General features: G+C 68.6%; 20 protein-coding genes and 1 pseudogene. 7 read left to right on the forward strand and 14 right to left on the reverse strand.

The genetic code is table 11. The features are described 5' to 3' along the window. The first annotated feature begins 52 nt into the window (after positions 1-52). Complete coding sequence (locus IH68_RS0106500; protein ID WP_030929752.1) at positions 53-3,253, forward strand: tetratricopeptide repeat protein; 3,201 nt, start codon at positions 53-55, stop codon at positions 3,251-3,253. Positions 3,254-3,280: 27 nt separating this feature from the next. On the opposite strand, the gene IH68_RS0106505 is transcribed toward IH68_RS0106500, so the two are convergent. Together IH68_RS0106505 and mca are read right to left on the reverse strand one after the other, a co-directional pair. Continuing rightward, positions 3,281-3,529 carry a hypothetical protein gene (locus IH68_RS0106505; RefSeq protein ID WP_078912346.1) on the reverse strand — a complete coding sequence of 83 codons (249 nt, stop codon included), beginning with the start codon at positions 3,527-3,529 and terminating at the stop codon, positions 3,281-3,283. Further along, positions 3,522-4,403 (reverse strand): mycothiol conjugate amidase Mca, encoded by an 882-nt coding sequence (gene mca, locus IH68_RS0106510; protein WP_078912347.1) that lies wholly within the window; start codon positions 4,401-4,403, stop codon positions 3,522-3,524. The genes IH68_RS0106505 and mca overlap by 8 nt, the downstream gene beginning before the upstream one ends. Positions 4,404-4,516: 113 nt before the next feature. Between mca and IH68_RS0106515 the strand changes: the two genes are divergently transcribed. Together IH68_RS0106515 and greA are read left to right on the forward strand one after the other, a co-directional pair. Further along, positions 4,517-4,915: a DUF4307 domain-containing protein gene (locus IH68_RS0106515; RefSeq protein WP_030929760.1), complete on the forward strand. Its 399-nt coding sequence runs from the start codon at positions 4,517-4,519 to the stop codon at positions 4,913-4,915. A 183-nt stretch (positions 4,916-5,098) separates the two neighbouring features. Next, positions 5,099-5,599, forward strand: a complete 501-nt coding sequence (gene greA / locus IH68_RS0106520) for a transcription elongation factor GreA (protein WP_030929763.1) — start codon at positions 5,099-5,101, stop codon at positions 5,597-5,599. Positions 5,600-5,666: 67 nt separating this feature from the next. On the opposite strand, the gene IH68_RS0106525 is transcribed toward greA, so the two are convergent. The 3 genes from IH68_RS0106525 to IH68_RS0106535 all read right to left on the reverse strand — a co-directional run bounded on the left by IH68_RS0106525 (position 5,667) and on the right by IH68_RS0106535 (position 10,074). Continuing rightward, complete coding sequence (locus IH68_RS0106525; protein ID WP_107057408.1) at positions 5,667-6,392, reverse strand: ABC transporter permease; 726 nt, start codon at positions 6,390-6,392, stop codon at positions 5,667-5,669. After that, entirely contained in the window at positions 6,386-8,353 is a 1,968-nt protein-coding gene (locus tag IH68_RS0106530) for a recombinase family protein (protein WP_051833239.1), read from the reverse strand. Before IH68_RS0106530 ends, IH68_RS0106525 begins: the two co-directional genes overlap by 7 nt. Positions 8,354-8,622: 269 nt before the next feature. Beyond that, positions 8,623-10,074 carry a replication initiator gene (locus tag IH68_RS0106535; protein ID WP_234341250.1) on the reverse strand — a complete coding sequence of 484 codons (1,452 nt, stop codon included), beginning with the start codon at positions 10,072-10,074 and terminating at the stop codon, positions 8,623-8,625. 239 nt (positions 10,075-10,313) lie between these two features. Between IH68_RS0106535 and IH68_RS0106540 the strand changes: the two genes are divergently transcribed. Continuing rightward, positions 10,314-11,081, forward strand: a complete 768-nt coding sequence (locus IH68_RS0106540; RefSeq protein WP_267883719.1) for a GntR family transcriptional regulator — start codon at positions 10,314-10,316, stop codon at positions 11,079-11,081. A 688-nt stretch (positions 11,082-11,769) separates the two neighbouring features. On the opposite strand, the gene IH68_RS0106545 is transcribed toward IH68_RS0106540, so the two are convergent. The 8 genes from IH68_RS0106545 to ilvA all read right to left on the reverse strand — a co-directional run bounded on the left by IH68_RS0106545 (position 11,770) and on the right by ilvA (position 18,589). After that, positions 11,770-12,954, reverse strand: coding sequence for a methyltransferase domain-containing protein (locus IH68_RS0106545; protein WP_030929778.1), 1,185 nt, complete (start codon positions 12,952-12,954; stop codon positions 11,770-11,772). Next, positions 12,951-13,082 (reverse strand): hypothetical protein, encoded by a 132-nt coding sequence (locus IH68_RS59085; protein ID WP_267883715.1) that lies wholly within the window; start codon positions 13,080-13,082, stop codon positions 12,951-12,953. Before IH68_RS59085 ends, IH68_RS0106545 begins: the two co-directional genes overlap by 4 nt. A 370-nt stretch (positions 13,083-13,452) precedes the next feature. Continuing rightward, on the reverse strand, positions 13,453-13,701 hold the full coding sequence (locus IH68_RS0106560; protein WP_030929784.1) for a hypothetical protein: 249 nt from the start codon (positions 13,699-13,701) through the stop codon (positions 13,453-13,455). Positions 13,702-13,794: 93 nt separating this feature from the next. Next, positions 13,795-15,030: a helix-turn-helix domain-containing protein gene (locus IH68_RS0106565; protein WP_030929788.1), complete on the reverse strand. Its 1,236-nt coding sequence runs from the start codon at positions 15,028-15,030 to the stop codon at positions 13,795-13,797. 122 nt (positions 15,031-15,152) lie between these two features. Beyond that, positions 15,153-15,950 carry an ABC transporter permease gene (locus IH68_RS0106570; protein ID WP_234341268.1) on the reverse strand — a complete coding sequence of 266 codons (798 nt, stop codon included), beginning with the start codon at positions 15,948-15,950 and terminating at the stop codon, positions 15,153-15,155. A 5-nt stretch (positions 15,951-15,955) separates the two neighbouring features. After that, positions 15,956-16,159 carry a hypothetical protein gene (locus IH68_RS59695; protein WP_030929796.1) on the reverse strand — a complete coding sequence of 68 codons (204 nt, stop codon included), beginning with the start codon at positions 16,157-16,159 and terminating at the stop codon, positions 15,956-15,958. Then, the gene (locus IH68_RS0106580) at positions 16,156-17,166 is read right to left on the reverse strand and encodes a daunorubicin resistance protein DrrA family ABC transporter ATP-binding protein (protein ID WP_030929799.1); all 1,011 of its coding nucleotides are present in this window, start codon (positions 17,164-17,166) and stop codon (positions 16,156-16,158) included. Before IH68_RS0106580 ends, IH68_RS59695 begins: the two co-directional genes overlap by 4 nt. Before the next feature lie 193 nt (positions 17,167-17,359). Beyond that, a complete protein-coding gene (gene ilvA / locus IH68_RS0106585) occupies positions 17,360-18,589 on the reverse strand; it encodes a threonine ammonia-lyase (protein WP_030929802.1) in 1,230 nt (409 codons plus the stop codon). 166 nt (positions 18,590-18,755) lie between these two features. Here ilvA and IH68_RS0106590 point away from each other — a divergent pair, with 166 nt between their 5' ends. The 3 genes and pseudogenes from IH68_RS0106590 to IH68_RS57015 all read left to right on the forward strand — a co-directional run. Beyond that, positions 18,756-19,262 carry a MarR family winged helix-turn-helix transcriptional regulator gene (locus tag IH68_RS0106590; protein WP_030929805.1) on the forward strand — a complete coding sequence of 169 codons (507 nt, stop codon included), beginning with the start codon at positions 18,756-18,758 and terminating at the stop codon, positions 19,260-19,262. 171 nt (positions 19,263-19,433) lie between these two features. Further along, the gene (locus IH68_RS57010; protein WP_030929808.1) at positions 19,434-19,937 is read left to right on the forward strand and encodes a sigma factor-like helix-turn-helix DNA-binding protein; all 504 of its coding nucleotides are present in this window, start codon (positions 19,434-19,436) and stop codon (positions 19,935-19,937) included. 25 nt (positions 19,938-19,962) lie between these two features. Continuing rightward, a pseudogene (locus IH68_RS57015) lies at positions 19,963-20,187 on the forward strand (hypothetical protein); the annotation flags it as partial. 80 nt (positions 20,188-20,267) lie between these two features. Here the strand turns inward: IH68_RS57015 and IH68_RS0106600 are convergent. Continuing rightward, positions 20,268-21,422 carry a cystathionine gamma-synthase gene (locus IH68_RS0106600; protein WP_030929811.1) on the reverse strand — a complete coding sequence of 385 codons (1,155 nt, stop codon included), beginning with the start codon at positions 21,420-21,422 and terminating at the stop codon, positions 20,268-20,270. Positions 21,423-21,444 lie beyond the last annotated feature (22 nt).

Genomic DNA, 21,444 nt, shown 5'->3' on the forward strand with positions numbered 1-21,444 from the left:
TCCCCGAAGGACACTCGTAGGCAAAGGAGTTGCCGCCGGAGGGGGACGTGACATGCGGGACAGCCATCGGGCGGATGCCGAACGGCTGTTGGCCCGGGCCGTGGAGGAAGAGGTGCGACGCTCCGGCGGACGCACCGACGGGACGGTGCTGCTGTCGCGGTCGCGCGGCGCGCTGGACGCGATGGCTCAGACGGCCGCCGAGGAGTACGAGGCCTATACGCGGGCGCTGGACGAGGCGGAGGGCGACCGGCTGACCTTCGGGCAGAGGTATGCGAAGGAGGGCTCCGGGACTCCCTTGCTGGTGGCGGCCGTTGCCGCGGTCGCGGCGGCGGTGGCCGACCTGGCCTTCGGCACGGACACCGGCACGGCGGTGGGAGTCGGCGTGACGGTCGGCGTGGTCGGTGCCGCGGCGACCGTGCTCAAGGTGGCCGGTTCCCATCTGCCCGCCGCGCACCACCGGGCCGGCGCCGCGAGCCAGCCCGGCGGGCCGGAACAGCTGCGGCTGCAGTGGCTGACTGCGCTGGAGGTGCGCGGCATCCGGCCGTTCCTCGACCAGCAGCGGGTGCGTGCCGCGTCCACCGGCCCGAAGAAGCCGGGACCTCAGCTGCGCGGCACGGACAAGAGCGCGGCCGCCCGCGGGCGGAGTGTGCTGGCCCAGTCGTTCGCCCAGCTTCCGGAGCCCGCGGGGGCATTCGCGGGGCGGCGGCAGGAGATGGCGCGGATCCGGCAGTGGGTGCAGGCGTCCCGCGCGAGTACGGACACCCGCCCGACGGTGGTGATCCTGCACGGCACACCCGGCAGCGGCCGTACGACCCTAGCGATGCGCGCCACGCACGACCTGAAGGACTACTTCCGTGGCGCCTGCGTGGTGGACCTGCGCGGCGGCAGCCCGGAGGAGCCGCCGCTGTCCACCCGGGACGCCCTGCTGCACCTGTTGAACCGGCTCGGCGCGCCCCGCGAACAGCTGCTGTTCCGTGAGCGTTCCTCCCCGGACCAGCAGGTCAAGCGGCTGAGCGAGCTGTATCACCAGCATCTGACGGGCGTGCCGGTCACGGTCGTCCTGGACGACGCCTCGGACCCGGAACAGATCCGTACGCTCGTCCCCGAGCGCTCCGACAGCCTCGTCCTGGTCACCGCCCGCGAGCCCCTAGAACTCCCCTCCGACCTGCAGGCCCATGTCCATGCACTGCCGGTCGAGGCGCTGGACCCGGCGGGCGCGGAGGAACTGCTGGACGCGGCGGCGCAGGACAACTCGGGCCCCTACGACGCCGATTCGGCGGACCGGATCCGGGATCTGTGCGGCGGCCTGCCGCTGGCGCTGTGCATCGCGGGTTCGTCGCTGGGCCCGCGTTCACCGCGGCAGCTGGCCACGGATCTGGCGGCGTACGGCCCCGTGGAACCGATCGAGCGCGTGCTGTGGCTGCGCTACACGGACCAGTCGGAGGCGGCCCGCCGGCTGCTGCGCCGGCTGGCCCTGGCCGGGCGCGCCTCCCTCGGTGCCGCCGCGGCCGCCTCCCTGCTCGCGACGGACGAGACAGAGGCGACCCGCCATCTGGTGGCGCTCTCCCGGGCGGGCCTGATCGACCATGTGCGCGGCAGCCGCTACCGCCTCCACGACCTGGTGCGTGCCTTCGCCCACGCCCGCCTGCTGGACGAGGAGGAGGCGGGCGAGCGCACGGCCGCGCAGGAACGCCTGATCGTGAACTACGCCGACCTCGCCGACTCCGTGCTGCGGCTGGTCGACGGCAATATGTCGACCCGCTCGGACCGCTTCAGCCCGCACGGCTTCACGTCCCTGGACGAGGCGCTGCGCTGGCTGGACGACGAGTCGAGCTTCATCACCTCCACGCTGCGGCACGCGGAGGGCGTGAACCAGGCGGCGGTGCTGAACCTGCTGGGCGCGCTGTGCGACTACTGCCTGCTGCGCGGCGACCTCTACCGCCTGGGCGAGATCAGCGAGCTGGCGCAGGCCGTCGACCAGGGTCTGCTGCTCCGCTCGGTGCAGTGGCGCACCGGCATCGCGGCCCGTCAGCTGGGCGAACTGGACAAGGCGCGGACGACGCTGACCTCGGTGGTCGACCTGTACATGGAGGCCCACCACGACGCGGGCGCGGCCCGTGCCCTGTGCTCCCTGGGCATCACCCTGCACCACCAGGGCAATCTCACGGAGGCGGCGGCGAAGCTCCGCGAGGCGCTGGACCTCCAGGCGGCCCCCGAGCTGGCGACCGACCGCGGCTGGACGATGCACGCCCTGGCCGCGGTGGAACGGGACCGCGGCCATGTCCAGGAGTCACTGCGCCTGCTCGCCGAGTCCCTGGTCCTGCACCGCGCCGGCGAGTCCGTGCACGGCGAGGCCTGGGCCCATTTCCAGCTCGGCCAGCTGTCCCTGCGCATGGGCGACGTCCCGCGCGCGGAGGCCGAGCTGAACGCGGCCCTCGACCGCTACAGCCGCACCCGTGACGCCCGCGGCGAGGCCTGGGCCCTCACCCAGCTGGCCCGCGCCCGCCTCGTCGCCGGCGACCCCTCCCAGGCGGTGGACGGCCTGCGGCAGGCGGCGTCCCGGCACCGCGACAACGAGGACGCCCGCGGTGAGGCCTGGACGGTCTACTACCTGGGCCAGGCCCTGGAGGAGACCGGCAACCTCGACCACGCGGTCCGTGAACTGGAACGCTCCCGCACGATGTTCTCGCGGATGCGGGACGTCTACGGCCTGGCGTGCGCCCGGCACCACTCGGCGAGAGTCACCCGCGACCAGCGTGCCGCCCAGACGGGCTCCCTCAGGAACTCCGGTTTCGCCCGCCAGCTGCTGGTCGACGCCCGGGCCGACTTCCAGCGCATCGGCGTCGCCCACGGCGAGGCATGGACCTGCCTGGAACTCGCGGTCGTGGACGCGGGTAATGCCCGTAACCAGCAGGCGCTGGCGCTGTGCGACGACGCGGTGGACCTGTTCACGTCCTACGGCGACCATCGCGGCGCGGACTGGGCCCGCTTCCTGCGCTGCACCCTGCTGCCCTACGCGGCCCCCGGCGGCGTGGAGATCGGCACGGCGGTCGCCCAGGAGGAACTGGCCCAGCTCTCCCGCACCGGCCATCCCCTGCGGGACCGCAAGCTCGACGACTACGTGGAGGCGTATCAGCTGCTGCTGGAGCGGGGCGTGAACCTGGAGGAGGGCTGGCAGGCCTGGCGGCTGGGCATGGTGCCGAGCCGGCATGCACGGGAGGTGATGGGGGTGGCGGTACCGGCCAGTCACTGACCGCCGGCCACCCCCGGCCCCACTGCGTCAGCTCCGGCGCGCCTCGGAGTCGGCGGCGGACTCCGCGGACCCGGCGTCCGCCTCGGCCGACTCCTTGAACTTCACCTTGCCCATGTGCCGGTTCATGGACTTCATCAGGGCCCACACCGCCAGGGCCATCGCCGCGAAGACGATGAAGCCGAGGACGCCGGGGGTGACCTTGTTCTCGTCCACCTCCTTGGCGAGGGGGACGAGGTGCGTCATTGCCAGGCTCACGCTTGCGCTCATGTCAGGCATTGTCGCGGACGCCCGCGAAGAGGTCGTCCTCGGGGAGGGAGGTATCGACGAGGGACTTCGCGAGCTCGTACTCCTCCGTCGGCCAGACCTCCTTCTGGATCTCCATCGGGACCTTGAACCAGCCGCCGTCGGGGTCGATCTGCGTGGCGTGGGCGATCAGCGCCTTGTCGCGGATCTCGAAGAACTCGGCGCACGGAACATGCGTGGTCAGCGTGCGCTCGACGCGCTCGAACTCGCTCCAGCGCTTGAGCCATTCCCCGTACGGCGACTCCAGGCCGCGGTCGAGCAGCGCGTTGTGCAGCGCCTCGGTGCGGGGGCGGTTGAAGCCCTGGTTGTAGTAGAGCTTGAGCGGCTGGTAGATCGGGCCGAACTCGGACTCCGGGTACTTCTCGGTGTCCGCCGCGCCCTCGAACGCCACCATCGAGATCTTGTGGGTCATGATGTGGTCGGGGTGCGGATAACCGCCGTTCTCGTCGTAGGTGGTGATCACCTGGGGACGGAAGGAACGGATCTGCTTCACCAGCTCGCCGGCCGCCTTGTCGACGTCCTCCAGGGCGAAGCAGCCCTCGGGCAGCGGGGGCAGCGGGTCACCCTCCGGCAGACCGGAGTCCACGAAGCCGAGCCACTCCTGGCTCACCCCGAGGATCTCGCGGGCCTCGTCCATCTCCTTCTTGCGTACCTCGTGGATGTGCTCCTCGATGTACTTGTCGCCTTGCAACTTGGGATTGAGGATGGAGCCGCGCTCCCCGCCCGTGCAGGTCACGACCAGCACGTCCACCCCCTCGGACACGTACTTCGCCATGGTGGCCGCGCCCTTGCTCGACTCGTCGTCGGGGTGGGCGTGCACGGCCATCAGTCGCAGCTGGTCAGTCAAGACTCAATCCTCGGTAAGTCGGCGCCCGGTGTGAACCGGCGCGATCGGCGGCTTCTATAGTGACCGAATCGGGGGGCGAAAAATTCCGGGGTCCGGTTTCGGAGAGGACGATCATGAGTACGGCGAGCACGCGGCTGCCCGAGGGCCGCTACGGCCGTTCCTCGGACGAGCGCGCCGACCGCAAGCTCAAGGTCATCGGTGCCATTCTCGCCGCGGCGCTGCTCGCCCTCGTCGGCTACTTCGCCTACCACTACGTCGCCGAGAACAAGATCAGCGCCGAGGTGATCACCTTCGATGCGCAGAAGGACTCCGTGAAGGTGCATCTGGAGGTCCGCAAGGACGCCGACGCCTCCGGCTACTGCACCATCCGCTCCCAGTCGAAGGACGGGGCCGAGGTGGGCCGGGCCGACTTCCGCTTCGGCGGGCACGCCACACGCATCGACCGGGTCGTCACGCTCCGTACGACATCCGAGGGCACCACCGCGGAACTGCTCGGCTGCCACGCCGACTGACCCCGCCCCGTCCGGCCCCGGTCGGAATACATGGGCCGTGACCTGCGTTGATGCAATTCTGATGGCTTATGTCCTCCCCCTTCAGCCGCTGAATTGTTAGGCTCGTGGTTTCGCCCATCCGTGAAGGAACATTCTTCTGGGTAGGGCGATGCTTTGTATTCCCAGTACCTACGAGGAGCACCTGTGACCCAGACCAGCGAGAACGTCACCTGGCTGACCCAGGAGGCGTACAACCAGCTCAAGGCCGAGCTGGAGTACCTGTCTGGTCCTGCGCGCACGGAGATCGCCGCCAAGATCGCGGCCGCGCGCGAGGAGGGCGACCTGCGTGAGAACGGCGGGTACCACGCGGCCAAGGAAGAGCAGGGCAAGCAGGAGCTCCGAGTGCGCCAGCTGACCCAGCTTCTGGAGAACGCCAAGGTCGGCGAGGCCCCGGCGTCGGCGGACGGCGCCGTGGCACCCGGCATGGTCGTGACGATCGCCTTCGACGGCGACGAGGACGACACGATGACCTTCCTGCTCGCCTCGCGCGAGTACGCGAGCTCGGACATCGAGACGTACTCGCCGCAGTCCCCGCTGGGTTCCGGCGTGATCGGCCACAAGGTCGGCGAGGACGCGGAGTACGAGCTGCCGAACGGCAAGAAGGCCTCGGTGACGATCCTGAAGGCCGAGCCCTACACCGGCTGAACCGGTCTGCACGTCCTGTGGTGCCCCCGGCGTCCTGGTGACGCCGGGGGCGTCGTCATTCCGTCGGTCATGCCGTCGCCGAGCGGTACTTCCGTACCGCCAGCGTCCTGAATATGACGATGATCAGGACCGAGTAGATCAACGAGGCCCACACGGGGTGCGCCATGGGCCAGGCGTCCGAGGGCGAGACGCCGGGATTGCCGAAGAGCTTGCGGCAGGCCTGGACCGTCGCACTGAAGGGGTTCCACTCGGCGATGTGGCGCAGCCAGGGGGTCATGCGGCTGGAGTCCACGAACGCGTTCGAGATGAACGTGACGGGGAACAGCCAGATCAGACCGCCGGAGGTGGCCGCCTCGGGCGTGCGGACGGACAGGCCGATGACAGCGCCGATCCAGGTGAACGCGTACCCGGTCAGGAGCAGCAGGCCGAAGGCGCCGAGTACCTCACCCACGCTGGTGTGGGTACGCCATCCGACCAGCAGGGCGACCAGGGCCAGTACGAACAGCGTCAGCGCCGTCTGCACGAGGTCGGCCAGCGTCCGTCCGGTCAGCACCGCGCCGCGTGCCATGGGCAGCGAGCGGAAACGGTCGATGAGGCCCTTGTGCATGTCGTCGGCGATGCCCGCCCCTGCGCCCGCGGTGGCGAAGGTGACCGTCTGGGCGAAGATGCCGGCCATCAGGAAATTGCGGTAGACGACGGGGTCCGTGGTGCCGCCGATGTTCATGGAACCGCCGAACACATAGCTGAACAGCACCACGAACATGATCGGCTGGATGAGGCCGAAGATCACCATCTCGGGGAAACATGTTCGGCGGTCTTCGCCTGGTTGCACTTCAGGCCGCTACCGCCCTGGCCTGCCCGCTCGGCGCTGTAGTTCGGGTCAGCATCGCCCGTCACCTCCATAGGCGGAAGCACGTAGAGGGGCGGCGGCGCGACGCCCTCAAAGGGCGCCAGGGCCTCTAGCGCTCGTTCGTACTCCCCACTGCCCCACCAGTGCTGTGCACGTCGATACAGGGCCGCCCAGCCTCGTCCGCCGATTCGCTCGGAGCGGTCGTAGTCCGTCCAATTCTTTCCGGTGCGGATCTTGTCGAGCATCGCCTCGAACCCGTCCCGGACGTCCTTCCACTGGCGACTGGGCGAGACGATGTCCCCGATCTTCGACCACTGCTCGTCTGTGATCTCGACAGGGATCGTCACGCCGGTCTCCCGGTGCCATTCGGCGATCGGGTCTGTCAGCCCCTTGTGGCGAGGCTCACCCTTGCCGGTGATCTGCACACGCACGTCAAGCAGCTCCAACAGGTCCTGCTTCTGCTCGAAGGTGAAGTCGTCCAGACGGGCGTCAACCTTCTCGATCCTGGCGAGCAGGCCCTTGGCGCCGTCTGCCTGCCTCTCGACGTCGTACAGCCACTCAGCGACGCGTTCCCGTTCTGCCACCAGGTCGGCTTCCTGCTTGTGCAGTTCGTCCTTCAACTCCGCGACAAGCTGAGCATCGTCTTCACTGTCGTCGTCGACGGATGCCAACAGAAGACTGATCTTGCGCTTCCGGCTGCTCCGCTTCTTGTCGATCTGCTCGTCAAGCTCTGCCAGCCGTCGGCGGTAGGACTGTGCGCGCTGGGGCGCAGTCCCCAAAGACTCTTCAACCAGCCTGCGCAGCTTGTCCTTGTCAGACATCAGCTTCTTGACCTCAGCCCAGACTGCGACCTCGACCTCATCAACAGGAATCTCCCAGCAGTCCTCGTGGCGCTCGTTCACAGGGTTGCCCTGCTTACCCGCCATGCAGCGGTAGTACCGCCCGTGTTCACCGGCGTCGGCTCCAGTCCGATGCACCCCGCACACGCTGATGAGTCGATTGGAGAGCAGGTACTTGCTGGCCTTGCCCTTGACGCGGGCACCTCGTGCAAGAGCAGTCTTCAACTCCTCGGCTCGCTGGTCACTCAGGGCTTTGGGCAGGTCGATGCGGAAGGTGGTGGTGATCTCCTCGCCGTCCTCGTTCTCTCCGGCGAAGACGAAGTCCACGTAACCCTTGAGTGCAGCCATGACACGGGCGACGAGGTTTCCGCCCTCCCACTCCTTGCCTCGACGTGTTCGGTACCCGAGGGCGTTGAGGTGGCGAGCGCCGTCCTCCCGCGTCACGGGCTCAGGCGAGTCGATCATGAAGTCTGCGAACTTCTCGATCTGCTCGACCTCTGCCGGGTTGATCACGGGGTTTCCGTCAGAGGCGAGCATGTAACCGAAGGGCGGCTCACCCAGGGGCCAGCCCCCGACGGCAGCCTTCTGTATCCGACCGCCCGACGTACGCTCCAAGATCAGGGCATGCTCCACCTCGGCCAGGTAGGCAAGCAAAGAGAGCTGGATGCCGAACATGTCGTCGTCGGAGTCGATTCGGCCGTCCGCCGTGGCCACGCGGACACCCTTGTCGGTCACGTCGTAGACCCAACGGTGGATGTTCTTCATCGTGCGCCCGATGCGGTCCAGCTTGCCGAAGACGATCAAGTCCAGACGGCCGCCGAGAGCGTCAGCGGTGAGGCGGTCGAGGTCTTCGCGGCTGGCAAGCTTGCCCGACACACCCCCGTCCACGTAGACGTCAACGATGGTGTGGCGCACTTTGCGCAGGGCATAGGCCAGCCAGGCGCGACACTGCTCCTCCTGGACCTTCAGCCCGTAGCCTTCGAGCTGCTGCGCCGTCGATACCCGCAGATAGATGGCTACCCGAAGGGTCCTCTGAACGGACCGCGCAACGGTACGCTTCGCCATAGTCAGTCCTCCACGACTGGCCAGCGACCCCAGCGGCAGGCCCTAATCTCCCGCCGGGGTCGCGTTGTTTTTGCACATGGTAACTCGTGAGGTGGCCTCACGATCTAGCGCGAATCGCTCAACTGCCTTGACAATATGGGTCGTTGGGCGTCGACCCGATCAAGAGGGCAGCTAGGCGGCTCCGTTGCGCCTCGGTCCACTCAACGGCCCGCCAGCGGGAACTCACTTCACCGGGACGCGGTTCCCTTGCTTTCTCCTTAGGACGCTCCTCACCCGGCATATCGCCACCCTTCAGCGATCATGTCCCGTTTGATCTCGCGCAGGCTTGCCAGGTCTTCGGCAATACCGAGAGCGATGTCAGCCTCTCCGGGGGTGTAGCCGGATCCGGCGTAGCGCCAGTTCGATTGCGTGACCGTGGGGCCGTTCTCGGGCTTGGTGTCGCCCCGGCGATGGTCGGCCCGTTCCTCTTGCAGGGCGCCGTAGGTGGTGGAGTAGCGGCGGGATTTGGTGAGGATGTGGCCCCGGAAGCCGAGACTGTGAGCCCACCTCCGTATTCGGAGGTGCTCCAGCTCGACCAGGCCGCCCAAGCGCCAGCAGGTCGCCATGAGCGCCCTTACGTGGGTCGTCACGGCCGCCGCACGGATGTCGTCCAGGCTGGTGACGCGGTAGTCGAGTCCGGCGCCGGTTTCGGCCGCTCCCTTGGTGACGTACTTGGCCACATATCCGGCGACCGCCGATCCTGACGGGCCGTCAGTACCTGGGGTCGGATAGATCGGGTGTGCGTCGAACTGCCCGCCCCAGCCGAGCCGTTCGGTGCCGTACGCGTCCGACTCGGGGACCGTGACGAAGGTCGACGCCACCGCACGCGTGACGGCATCGACCAGCAGCCCTTCACTCGCCCAGGAGGCGGGCACGGAACCGGGGCCGTCCGGTCCGTCGAGACGCACCACGCAGTGAAAGTGGATGGCCGCGCGCTTCTGGTACTCGGCGACCTTGGCGAAGGACACCACCAGGTGCTCACGGAGCTTGGAGCGCGGTATGCCCCCGGCGGAGGCGAGGCGACGCCGTACGGCGGTGGTGAACAGGTTCCACAGCCGCCCGGCGTGCGCGTGCCACAGCACGTGGCCCACGTAGTCGTAGCAGTCCGGGCAAAGCGGCAGCCCCACCAGGCGGTCATCCTCGCCGTGGATACGACTGCACCCCAGGGGCTTGCCGTGCTCGCAGACCGGATCATCCCGGCGCGGTCGGCAGCGTTCGCCCTCGATGGCATGGTGCACTAGGCCGAACGAGGGGGCCGTCAGCGTCACGAACAGACGGGGGCGCTCCGCCACGGCACCGGGCACGCCCTTGCCGCCCGTCAGGCCCGCACGGACCAGTTGATAGGTGTCCCCGGCGTGCAGGTAGGAGCAGGTCGGGCAGACCGAGGCCCGGCGGTTGCCGCAGCGCACGGGTAGCCGCTCGCCGGGTTCGTCGGCGGTCGAGTAGGACGAGATCACCTCACCGGTTACGGCGTTGCTGGTGACCGTGGAGCCGGACAGGTAGATCGGATGGGCGCACCCGCCGATGGCCTTGATCTGCGCTAGCCAGCGCGAGAACTTCGGGTCATTGACCAGTCGGGCAAGGTCACGGTCGGCATCGGAGAGCGACAGGAGCCGCTTCTCACGCTCCAGCTCGGCAGAGCGGCCGTCCGACATGGTCGGCTCGTGCGGAGTGTTGAACACAAGGCGCCTCCAGAATGTGACCCATCCACTTATGCGGATGGGTTGGAGGGTTCATGGTCAACCCGTCGATCCGGCCAGGTCAACCACTTATTCGGATGAGTGTGTAAGGGATGGCCCGATGAGTGGTCAGCCACTTATCCTCATGATTGCGAATCCCCGCCAGCACCCGACCGGGCGGCCTGAGAAGGGCACCAGCTATGCCAGTCCGAGAGCACATCGAACGCGCCCCGTCCATGTACATGCAGGTAGCCCAACGCATGGCCGATGACATCCGCCGAGGCCGCTACAAGTCCGGCGAGCTTCTGCCGTCCGAGGCGGACATGGTCATCATGTACGGGATCGGCAAGCACACCGCACGGTCCGCCGTCGCCGAGCTGCGCCGCATGGGACTGGTCGAGTCCCGCCAGGGCAAGGGGACCATCGTGCTCTCCACCGGGGGCGGGTTCCTCCCCGCCGCCTCTGTTGACCGCTCCATCCGCCAGACCAGCAAGGGGAGTTGGAGCCTGCCTGAGGTATCGCAGAGCGAGGCGACCGCCGTCAGCCGGGTCTCACTCGACGGCCCCCCGGCAATGCTGCTGGACCAGCAGGACCAGGACGCCATCAGCGTCGACCGCGTGCTCTACGACCAGGAGACCGGCGCCCGGATGGCCCACCGGGTCCTGATCCCGATGGCGACCGCAGCCGACGTTCCCTCCCTCGCCGAACAGCCCGACGCCGAAGTCAGCGACCTGTACCAGCAGCTTGCCGACGCCGGACTGTCGTTGGAGTTCACCGAGCACGTCACCGCCCGTCCTCCTTACCCAGACGAGCGCACCTCTCTGTCGATCACCAGTGACGCCAGCCCCCTCCTGGTCACCTACCGCATCACCGCCGACGCCCACCAGGGCCGCCCCCTACTGTGCGAGGAACTCAAGGCCCCCGCCGACGCATGCCAGCTCAGCTACTCACTGACGCCGACCAAAGCCCCCGCCAAGCACGCCACCCGCCGACGAGCCGCATCAGCGTAAGCAGCCGGGACGAGTGCGCAGCGAGCCAGATGCGGTGATCTTGAGGTGCCGGGAAGCCGGTTGCGTCGCGGGTCCAGGTACTCACCGGATGCGGAGCAGACGTAGGTGTGAAGCATGGGGAGTAATTTGTCTTCACTTCTTTGAAGGCGCGCCTTCGGCGCGCCGCCGGGGCGGCTTGCCGCACCCCGGCCCGGCGTGCCGCCTTCGGCGGGTCCGGTCCGGGGCGCCGCCGCCCCGGCGCACACCAGGCGGCACCAGAAGTGAGCCAACGTCCCCACAGCCCACCTCACCCGCTCCGCTCCCATGGGCTCTGGCCCGTGGCTCACGGCCCCAGCACCACAGCCACCGATCCGGACCACGGCGCCCTCACCGGCCAGCACTCACCCGAGCCTCGGCCGGGAATGCTCGCAACCCTCTTTGGCTGGGGCCGACGGCCTACGAGGCTTTAGGCAGCCACCATGGGGCGAGCCTCGAAGAACAGGGGGCCGATCGGGCTATTGCGGGCAGGCTCCAAAACCTGCCCGATCCGCTGGCGAGCGTAAGGCCCCCTGTTCACTCGCCCCATGGCAGCTCCCGCCCAAAGCCTCTACGGCCGGCGGCGTGCCCAAACCGCGCCACTACCAGCGGAAATGCGAATCCCCAACCACCCCAACTGGCTATGTCTGTTGAGTGGTTGGGGACTCGGCAGCTAGTCAGCCGATCGAGTACAGGGGCTGCTCGGATGATCGAGCCACGGCGTATGTTCGCCGGTCTCGCCGTCGACCGTCAGGCCGAACCTCTCCCACCCGGGCTTGCCCATGGCATCCCAGTGCAGGTACGCAACGGTGACCTCATCCCAGAGCTTCCGGGGACCGGACTGGTAGACCTCGAACTCCTCTCGGCCCGGCTCGTAGTCGACCGTGGCCCACGAGGTGACCGCCGTATCACGCAGCCAGAGGGTGTATGAGCCGTCGTCGTAGGTCTCTGCCCACGGGAAGACTCCCTGGGTCTGGAGACCGATCGCGAACATCGGCAGCCAGTCCCCGATGTCCTCGGGCGAGAGAGACGTCATGGACTTCACGCCGTCGGACGGCCAAGGCTCGCCGCCCAGGTACTCACGCACATGCCGCCGCTTCTGGCGTTGCCGACGTAGCCGCATGAATGCCGACGAGCCGACGAATGGCCCCACAGCGGACCCGTCACGTTGCACGGTCAGCCGCACCACGCCTTCGCCCCCGTACGTCGTGGCGTACGGGGCGACGATGACCCCTCCCGTCCGAACCTGGCTGATCACTCGGTGCGGCACTTCGGTCAGCGCAGCCGTGACCAGGACACGGTCATAAGGCGCGCCCTCGCGGTACCCCTCGAAGCCGTCGCCCACGACGAGTGTCGGGTGGTAGCCCGCTGACTCGATTCGCTCCCGCGCCGACTTCGCGTTCTCCTCGTCGACCTCGACAGAGCAGACGTTGCCCGGACCGACACGCTCAGACAGGAGCGCGGCATTCCACCCCGTGCCGGTACCGATCTCCAGGACTCGACTGGTCTCCTGGACGTCAAGGGCCGCAAGCATCGAAAACACCATGGATGGTTGCGAGTTCGAGCACGTCGGCACCCTTCCCTTACCGGTGCCCGAGTGCTGGCCGTCATCCCACTGAGTCGTCAGGGACACGTCCGAGTAGACCGCACGGAACCACGCCTCTGGGTCCTCATTGCGGTCGATCGCATCGCCCTGTCCCGTGCCCTTGCTCTGGCCCGGCCACATCAGATCAGGCACGAACAACTCACGCGGCACGGCGGCGAAGGCCGGTAGCCAGTCCGAGGTCAGCGCGCCCGACTCCTTGAGCCGGGAGGCCAGCCCGTGAAGGCTGGCCTCCCTCAGTTCGTGCTCAGTCACCGGCTGGAGCCGCCGTTCGTGTCGCTGTGGCCCGAGTCGTCACCCTCGCTGCCTCCACCACCGTGCTTGTTGCCCGAGTTGCTGTCGTCCTCGCCGCCGCGCACGATCCAGGGGCGCTCGTCGCGCATGTGACACTCCTCGATTCCGTAGGGATGGTGCTCTGCACTTGCCGACCCGCCTCGCATAAAGACGAACAGGAGCGGCGAGGCGGGGGTTGGGCGGCCTCGCCCGAGCGCACGGGGGAACGCTGCTCGGGCAAGGCCAGTCTCAGGGATTCGCCGTCACGTACGCGACGACCAGAACGAATCCGGTAGTGGGGGGAACAGCTACTTGGGGAGCGCGGCTCCGGATGCGACAGCAACGCCCAGCAGAAAGCCGCACGAGCCCGAAACCATGACGATCAGCAGCGGACCTGTGAAGCGGGCTAACCAGCCCACCGCGCGGCCCATCACGTCTGCCGCCAAGTGCGCCATAAACGGGTGATGATCGGGCTGCACATCACAGACCCGCCTTGGACATGGCATTTCGTATGTCGTTGCGAACCGATAGCTCCTCGCGTGGGGTCAGACGCCTCACTCGGAAGGCATCCCACTCCCGCCCCCCGCGAGCGGGGCGGAGCTGTACGCGATCCGGGCCGTGATGCCCCATCACTACGCCGACCTTGCCGGTCTCAATGTCCATCACCAGGCTGTCGAGCGCGCAGCTTTCCGGGTCCACGGCCGTCTGGTCTCTCTCCGTCGTGGCCATGTCTCGAAACTACGAGCCGCAACCACCCAGCTCCAGACAGCAACGTTGGTAGTTACCCGACGTCCCGTCAAGTACTACCAATTTGCTTGGTAGTTACCCCGCAACTCCCAGGTGGGAGGCCATGTCGCGCATGTCCTGAGTCAGCGTCCGTTTCCGGTTGCCGAGGATCTCCCGCATGATTCGCCGGGCCATGGACTGATGCTTCAGCCACTCCGGAGACGACGCCTTGATACCGGTCAGCTCGTCCATCGCATCCTGGTGCGACCCGAGCAGGACGTGAGCCTTCGCAACGTCCAAGCGATGCCTGTCCCAATTGTTTGAACTCGGCCGACCGAGCTTCTTCAGCGCCTTGCCACCCACGGGGCCATCGTCGGCCCGGCTGAGGACACCCCGCGCGTCACCGATGAGCGCCAGATCCTCAATCACCTTGGTCTCAGCAGTCACCGGCCCGAACGTAGCCCAGTGCTCCCGGAAGTCCATGTGCTCCCGTCCCAGCGCACTCGCGGCCGTCGTCGCCATACGGCGGGCCTCCCTGGCGACATCCGGACGGTTGTTGCGGAGCGAGGCGGACGCCACGCGCTGAAGCAGTTCACCCCAGACGGCCAGTTCGCCAGGCGTGGCCTTCGACATGCGCGGCTCGACACTGTCAGCGGTTCGGGTAGCCAGTTGCTCAGCCTCGTCGAAGCGGTCCTGCCGCAGAAGCAGCCAGCCCATGCCGACGACACCGTTCGTGGCGAGCTGGACCTGACCGGTCTCCCGTGCGTCCTGGATGCCGCGCGAGAGGGCGTGGTACGCCATGTCGTAGCGCCTCACCTGGGTTAGGTACTTGCCCGCGAGCAGGAAGGCCCTGGCCCGCACGATGACGGCGCGCTGGCGGTCCTCTCCGTCGTCGCTGGTTGCTACCGCAGTCTCGGCGGCGCGCAGGATCCCCGGCAGCTTCTTCGCCACGCTGTCATAGCGGTCAGTGCGGTAGAGAGCGTGCTGGTCGTCAATGTCCCGCTCGATCATGGACAGCGCGACGGCTTGGTCCGGTTCCATGATCGTCTCCGACAGGCCAACCGGCGGCATGAGGGCACGGCGTAGCTCCATGAGCCTGGGGCCCTCGCTGGAGTCCACCTCAATCGGTGACGGCACCTCCGTGGCGAACAGGCTCGATGTCGTGGTGTCCAGCGCACGGGCGAAGGAGTTCAGCATCTCGACGGAAGCGTTCCCGCCCTGCTCGACGATGCGGACGGTACCGACCGAGGCACCCGCAGCTTCGGCAAGCTGCTCCTGTGTCCAGCCCTTCAGGCGGCGGTAGTTCTTGACGTTCTCTCCGAGCGACGACATCGAATCACCTCCAGTTCAGCGTACGACGCTGGGCCTACTGGAAGTTGTTCCTCCAGTGAGAGGCCCCGGAACATGAACAAGCCCCCGCCCATGGGAGCGGGGGCCAGCGGGAAGGCGGCGCATCAACCGTCTGCCCGGCGGTACTTGCGGACCGCGAGCGTGCGGAAGATGACGACGATCAGTGCCGAGTAGATCAGCGACGCCCACACCGGGTGCTGCATCGGCCAAGCGCCGGAATGGGACAGGCCCGGGTCGCCGAAGAGCTGGCGGCATGCCTGCACGGTCGCGCTGAAGGGATTCCACTCTGCGATGTGTCGCAGCCAGGGCGTCATCTGCCCCGAGTCCACGAACGCGTTCGAGATGAACGTCACCGGGAAGAGCCAGATCAGTCCCCCCGAGGTTGCCGCCTCCGGGGTGCGCACAGTCAGGCCGATCAAGGCGCCGATCCACGTGAAGGCGTACCCCAGAAAGAGCAGCAGGGCGAAACCGCCCAAGATCTTGCCGAAGTTGGTCGGCTCCACGGAGCCAGGGCGCCAGCCCACGAGCAGCGCGACCACCGCGAGGACGAGCAGCGTCAGGGCCGTCTGCACGAGGTCCGCGACCGTGCGACCGGTCAGCACCGCACCGCGCGCCATCGGCAGCGAGCGGAACCGGTCTATGAGGCCCTTGTGCATGTCGTCTGCGATACCGGCACCCGCGCCCGCCGTGGCGAAGGTGACCGTCTGCGCGAAGATGCCCGCCATCAGGAAGTTCTTGTAGACCTGCGGATCTGTGGTGTCACCGATCTTCATCGAGCCGCCGAAGACGTAGGTGAAGAGCACCACGAACATCACCGGCTGGATCAGGCCAAACAGAACCATCTCGGGAATCCGGGACATCCGAATCAAGTTCCGCCGGGCAATGACCAGGGAGTCGCTCATCATGCTCACTCCGCCCGCTCCTTCCCAGCGCTCACGTGCAGATCTCGGGTCCGCGACGAGATGGATCCTGGCCGATACGAGCGAACAGGATTCGGGATCCGGGACATGCGGATCAGATTGCGTTTGGCGACGACCAGCGAGTCGCGGATCGACTGGCTGACCGGGTTCGCAGGCGGCGCGACCCGCACGGCGTCGGTGACGGCGCTCACTTGGCTGCCTCCTTCTTCTGCTTGCGGTCCTTGGTGTCCGTCGTCGTGCCGTTCTCCTCGGCCTCGGCCTCTGCCACGTGTCCCGTCAGGGACAGGAAGACGTCGTCGAGGGTGGGGCGGCGCAGGCCGATGTCGTCTATCTCGATGCCGCGGGTGTCCAGCTCCCGGATGACCTCGGCGAGCAGCTTCGCGCCGCCGGTGACAGGCACGGTGAGTTTGCGGGTGTGCTCCTCGACGGTGAGCTCGCCCTTGCCGAAGCCGGTGAGGACCTCGCCGGCGGTCGTCATGTGCTCGCGCTCGTGCACCACGACCTCGACGCGCTCGCCGCCGGTGCGGGCCTTGAGCTGGTCGGAGGTGCCGCGGGCGATGACATGGCCGTGGTCGACGACCACGATGTCGTGCGCGAGGTGGTCGGCCTCCTCCAGGTACTGGGTGGTGAGCAGCAGGGTCGTGCCGCCGGAGACGAGCTGTTTGATGACCTCCCACAGCAGCTGGCGGTTGCGGGGGTCGAGGCCGGTCGTCGGCTCGTCCATGAACATCACGGGCGGTGAGACGACCAGGGCCGCCGCGAGGTCGAGGCGGCGGCGCATGCCTCCGGAGTAGGTCTTCGCGGGCCGGTCGGCGGCGTCCGCGAGGTCGAACTGGTCCAGCAGCTCGCCGGCCCGGGCCTTCGCGGCCCTGGCCTTCATCTGGTAGAGCTGGCCGACCATCTGGAGGTTCTCGCGGCCGGTCAGGTATTCGTCGACCGCGGCGAACTGGCCGGACAGGCCGATGGAGCGCCGCACCTCGTTGGGCTGCTTGAGGACGTCGAGGCCGGCCACGACCGCCCTGCCGCTGTCGGGGCGCAGCAGAGTGGTCAGGCAGCGGACCGCCGTCGTCTTGCCCGCGCCGTTCGGCCCGAGCAGGCCCAGCACGGTGCCCTCGGGGACATCGAGGTCGACGCCGTCCAGAGCCCTTACGTCGCCGAAGGTCTTGACCAGGCCTTCGGCATAGATGGCGCCTGGCATATGAGTCTCCACGTCGTCGGGGATTCTTCGGAAAGCCTTGGTTTGCGCACTTGCTCCGCCTGTCGGGTGGCGTGGCAGGCGGCCACGACACAGACCATAACGCGATGTATCGCGTCTCTCAACGCATTTACTCGATCGGGCAACGAAGAGCCCCTGAGCTGGTCTTCTTTCTCAGTCCGGGCCGCCCGGCGGCTCAGTCGATGACTGTGTAACCCGCCTCGCGCAGCGCCCGGCCGACCTCGGCGCAGTGCTCCCGCCCCTTCGTCTCGAGGTGCAGCTCGACCTCCGCCTCCGTGAGCCCGAGCCGTGGATCGGTCCGTACGTGACTCACATCGAGGACGTTAGCGTCCACCACTGACAGCACCCCGAGAAGCGTCGCGAGCGCCCCCGGCCGGTCCGTCAGGCGCAGCCGTACGGCCAGGTAGCGGCCCTGCGCCGCCATGCCGTGGCGCAGGACGCGCTGCATCAGCAGCGGGTCGACGTTCCCGCCGGACAGCACCGCCACCACCGGGCCCTCGAAGGCTTCCGGCTCGCTCAGCAGCGCCGCCACCGGGCTCGCACCGGCCGGTTCGACGACCAGCTTGGCCAGCTCCAGGCACAGCAGCAGCGCGGTGGACAGTGCGTCCTCGGAGACCGTGCGGACCTCGTCGACCAGCTCGCGGACGATGCCGAACGGCACGTCGCCGGGCCGCCCGACCTTGATGCCGTCGGCCATGGTCGCCGGGTGCTCGACCGACACCGGGCGCCCGGCCGCGAGCGAGGGCGGGTAAGCCGCCGCACCGTCCGCCTGGACACCCACGATCCGCACGTCCGGCCGGAGCGCCTTCACCGCGATCGCGATACCGGCCGCGAGGCCTCCCCCGCCGATGCCGACGACGACGGTGCGCACCTCCGGGCACTGCTCCAGGAGCTCCAGCCCGACCGTGCCCTGGCCCGCGATGATGTCCGGGTGGTCGAAGGGGTGGATGAACACCGCGCCGGTCTCGGCCGCATACGCCTGCGCGGCGGCCAGCGTCTCGTCGACCACCTGCCCGTGCAGGCGCACCTCGGCGCCGTACTCGCGGGTGGCGCTGATCTTCGGCAGCGGGGCGCCCTGCGGCATGAACACCGTCGCCCGCACGCCGAGCAGCGCGGACGCCAGCGCGACGCCCTGCGCGTGGTTGCCGGCGCTCGCCGCCACCACCCCGGCGGCCCGCTCCTCGGGCAGCAGTCCGGCGATCCGGACGTAGGCGCCGCGCAGCTTGAACGAACCCGTGCGCTGAAGGTTCTCGCACTTGAAGTGCACCGGGGCGCCCACCAGCTGGGACAGATGCCTGCTGCCCTCCATCGCCGTCACCCGCGCCACGCCCGAGAGCATCTTCTGGGCGCCCCGCACGTCGTCGAGGGTCACGGGCCGAAAGGAGTCAGCCGTGCTGTAGCTCATGACTCCAGCATCGCAGTTCACAGGCGCGCACGGTCGCTGTGACCAACGTCCGAGACTGGTTTGCGCAGCGCCGGTACGGCTTGCCCCCCGGCCGCGTACTCTGTCCCCCATTCCAGACAGCCCCCCTTCATGAAGTGAGCCTCCGGCCATGCCCACAACACCTGAAATGTCGATGGACATGACGACCGTCGGTGACACCGGCCTCCTCGACACGCTGCAGCACGAGGTGGCGGTCTTCGCCCGCCGTGCCGAACAGACCCGGCTCGGCGGCGTCGGGCAGGTGCGCAACTCCATGGACCGCGCCGCATACCTGCTGCTCAACCGCCTCGACAAGGAAGGCCCCATGGGCGTCAAGGCGCTCGCGGCGAGCATGGGCATCGACTCGTCGACGGTCACCCGGCAGGTGGCTCCGCTCGTGGACACCGGGCTCGTCAAGCGCACCTCGCACCCCGAGGACGGGCGCGCTGTGGTGCTTCAGCTGTCCCCGCGAGGGCAGTCGCGGCTGGAGGAAGTGCGCTCCTCGAGGCGTCAGTTGATGGCCGAGCTGACACACGACTGGGCGCCGGAGGAGCGCGAGGCGTTCTGCACGCTCCTCACGCGCTTCAACAGCGCGCTCTCCTCGCGGATGGCGGCCCAGGGGATGCCGGGGCCGGAGGCGTCGTCGGCCTCGTAGCCGCCGTCCGCACGCGTGGCCGCCATGCTCGGTACGCGCGCGTGCCGCGCAGCTCTTGACCGAAAGGCCACCCCTGGCCTCAGATGAGACCGGGCCCCGTCGTACGCGGTTCTGCACCCCGTACGCGGCCGGGTCCCGATCGGTCAGGGTCGCGTCAGGGCGGGAGGCGCGGTGCGACAGCGGCAGGCGTTCCAAGGCGCCCGCCGGGCCCGGGAGTTCGAGGCGTTCGTCGCGGGCGCGGCAGGGCGGCTGCTGCATGCCGCCACGCTGCTCACGGCGGAGGCACCGGACGACAACCCCCGCGCGCGGCGCCTGCTGACGCTGGCCCTCGCGCACACGTACGCGTGCTGGGACCGGCTGCGCGGGGAGGACCCGTACGACCGTGCCCGCCAGTACCTGGCGACCCGCTTCGCGCGCGGGGCATGGCACCAGTACGGCGGTTTGGGGCGGGCCCGCCCGCACCCCGGCAGCCCGCTGGCCCGGCTGGCGCCGCAGGAGCGTCTGATCCTGGTCCTCAGGCTGTACGAGGGGGTCGGCGAGGAGCAGACGGCGGCGCTGCTCGGCCTGCCGGCGGAACGTGTCCGCGCGATCTGCGAACGGGCCACGGTGGCGCTGCTGCATCCGCCGCGGAAGCAGGCACCGGCGGTCGGCGGGGCGAAGGTGGCGCCGTCATGAGGCGCGCAGGCGGAGGGGGACGCTCATGAACCGGGCCGAGCGCGAGGCCGCCGCACGGCGGATCATGGAGCAGGTGCCGCCGCCGGTGCCGCCGGACCTGTACGGGGAGGTCGTGCGCCGCGGTGCCCGCAGCCTGCGTCGCAGGACCCTCGCCCGCCGACTGATGTGGCTGCTCCTGTGCGCCGCAAGCGTCGCGTTCCTCGTATGGGCCATGATGGCCCGCCCGCCGACTGATGTGGCTGCTCCTGTGCGCCGCAAGCGTCGCGTTCCTCGTATGGGCCATGATGGCCCGCGCAGCGGAGCTGCACATGGACACAGCCCGCGGAGCGACTAGCCGAGCGCCTGCTGCAGGTCCTCCAGGAGGTCGTCGACGTTCTCGATGCCGACGGAGAGGCGTACGAGATCGGCGGGCACCTCCAGGGCGGAGCCGGCCACGGACGCGTGCGTCATGCGACCGGGGTGCTCGATCAGGGACTCGACGCCGCCCAGGGACTCGCCGAGCGTGAACATCTTGGCGCGGTTGCAGACCTCGACGGCCGCCTCCTCGCCGCCCTCCACCCGGAAGGAGACCATGCCGCCGAAGGACCGCATCTGCTTGGCTGCGACCTCGTGACCGGGGTGCTCGGGCAGGCCCGGGTAGAGAACGTTCGTCACGCGTGCGTGCCGGGTGAGCATGTCGGCGACCTTGGTGGCGTTCTCGCTGTGCCGGTCCATGCGCACCGACAGCGTCTTCGCGCCGCGCAGCACCAGCCAGGAGTCGAAGGGCCCGGCGACCGCGCCCATCGCGTTCTGGTGGAACGCGAGCTCCTCGCCGAGCGCCTCGTCCGCGACGACCAGCGCACCGCCGACGACGTCGGAGTGGCCGCCCATGTACTTGGTCAGCGAGTGCACGACAACGTCCGCGCCGAGCGCCAGCGGCTGCTGCAGGTACGGCGTGGCGAAGGTGTTGTCGACGACGAGCTTCGCGCCCGCGTCCCGGGCGATCTGGGCGACCGCGGCGATGTCGGTGATGCCGAGCAGCGGGTTGGAGGGGGTCTCCACCCACACGGCCTTGGTCTTCGGGGTGATGGCGGCCCGTACGGAGGACGGATCGCTGGTGTCGGCGACCGACCACTCGACCCCCCACCGGGCGACGACCTTCGCGAACAGACGGAACGTGCCGCCGTACGCGTCATTGGGGATGACCACGTGGTCGCCGGGGCTGAGCAGCGTACGCAACAGGCAGTCCTCGGCCGCCAGTCCGGACGCGAACGCAAGGCCGCGGCGGCCGCCCTCGAGGGCTGCGAGGTTCTCTTCCAGGGCGGTCCTGGTGGGGTTGGCGCTACGGCTGTACTCGTAGCCGCCGCGCAGTCCGCCGACGCCGTCCTGCTTGTAGGTCGAGACCTGGTAGATCGGCGGGACGACCGCGCCGGTGAGGGGATCGGCGGTGTTGCCCGCGTGGATCGCGAGAGTCTCGAAGTGCTGACTGATGTGCCTGTCGCTCATGGGCACCGAGGGTAGTGCGCTT

Origin of the sequence: Streptomyces sp. NRRL S-646, assembly GCF_000720765.1 — a bacterium.
Taxonomy (GTDB): Bacteria; Actinomycetota; Actinomycetes; order Streptomycetales; family Streptomycetaceae; genus Streptomyces.

Coding starts and splice junctions, on each gene's coding strand:
- IH68_RS0106515 (WP_030929760.1), top strand. CDS start 4,517: ATGAGTACGGCGAGCACGCGGCTGCCCGAGGGCCGCTACGGCCGTTCC.
- IH68_RS0106570 (WP_234341268.1), bottom strand. CDS start 15,950: ATGAGCGACTCCCTGGTCATTGCCCGGCGGAACTTGATTCGGATGTCC.
- IH68_RS0106525 (WP_107057408.1), bottom strand. CDS start 6,392: ATGGTGATCTTCGGCCTCATCCAGCCGATCATGTTCGTGGTGCTGTTC.
- IH68_RS0106500 (WP_030929752.1), top strand. CDS start 53: ATGCGGGACAGCCATCGGGCGGATGCCGAACGGCTGTTGGCCCGGGCC.
- IH68_RS0106580 (WP_030929799.1), bottom strand. CDS start 17,166: ATGCCAGGCGCCATCTATGCCGAAGGCCTGGTCAAGACCTTCGGCGAC.
- IH68_RS0106590 (WP_030929805.1), top strand. CDS start 18,756: ATGTCGATGGACATGACGACCGTCGGTGACACCGGCCTCCTCGACACG.
- IH68_RS59085 (WP_267883715.1), bottom strand. CDS start 13,082: ATGCGCGACGAGCGCCCCTGGATCGTGCGCGGCGGCGAGGACGACAGC.
- ilvA (WP_030929802.1), bottom strand. CDS start 18,589: ATGAGCTACAGCACGGCTGACTCCTTTCGGCCCGTGACCCTCGACGAC.
- IH68_RS0106565 (WP_030929788.1), bottom strand. CDS start 15,030: ATGTCGTCGCTCGGAGAGAACGTCAAGAACTACCGCCGCCTGAAGGGC.
- IH68_RS0106530 (WP_051833239.1), bottom strand. CDS start 8,353: ATGGCGAAGCGTACCGTTGCGCGGTCCGTTCAGAGGACCCTTCGGGTA.
- IH68_RS0106505 (WP_078912346.1), bottom strand. CDS start 3,529: ATGCCTGACATGAGCGCAAGCGTGAGCCTGGCAATGACGCACCTCGTC.
- IH68_RS0106560 (WP_030929784.1), bottom strand. CDS start 13,701: ATGGCCACGACGGAGAGAGACCAGACGGCCGTGGACCCGGAAAGCTGC.
- IH68_RS0106540 (WP_267883719.1), top strand. CDS start 10,314: ATGCAGGTAGCCCAACGCATGGCCGATGACATCCGCCGAGGCCGCTAC.
- IH68_RS0106600 (WP_030929811.1), bottom strand. CDS start 21,422: ATGAGCGACAGGCACATCAGTCAGCACTTCGAGACTCTCGCGATCCAC.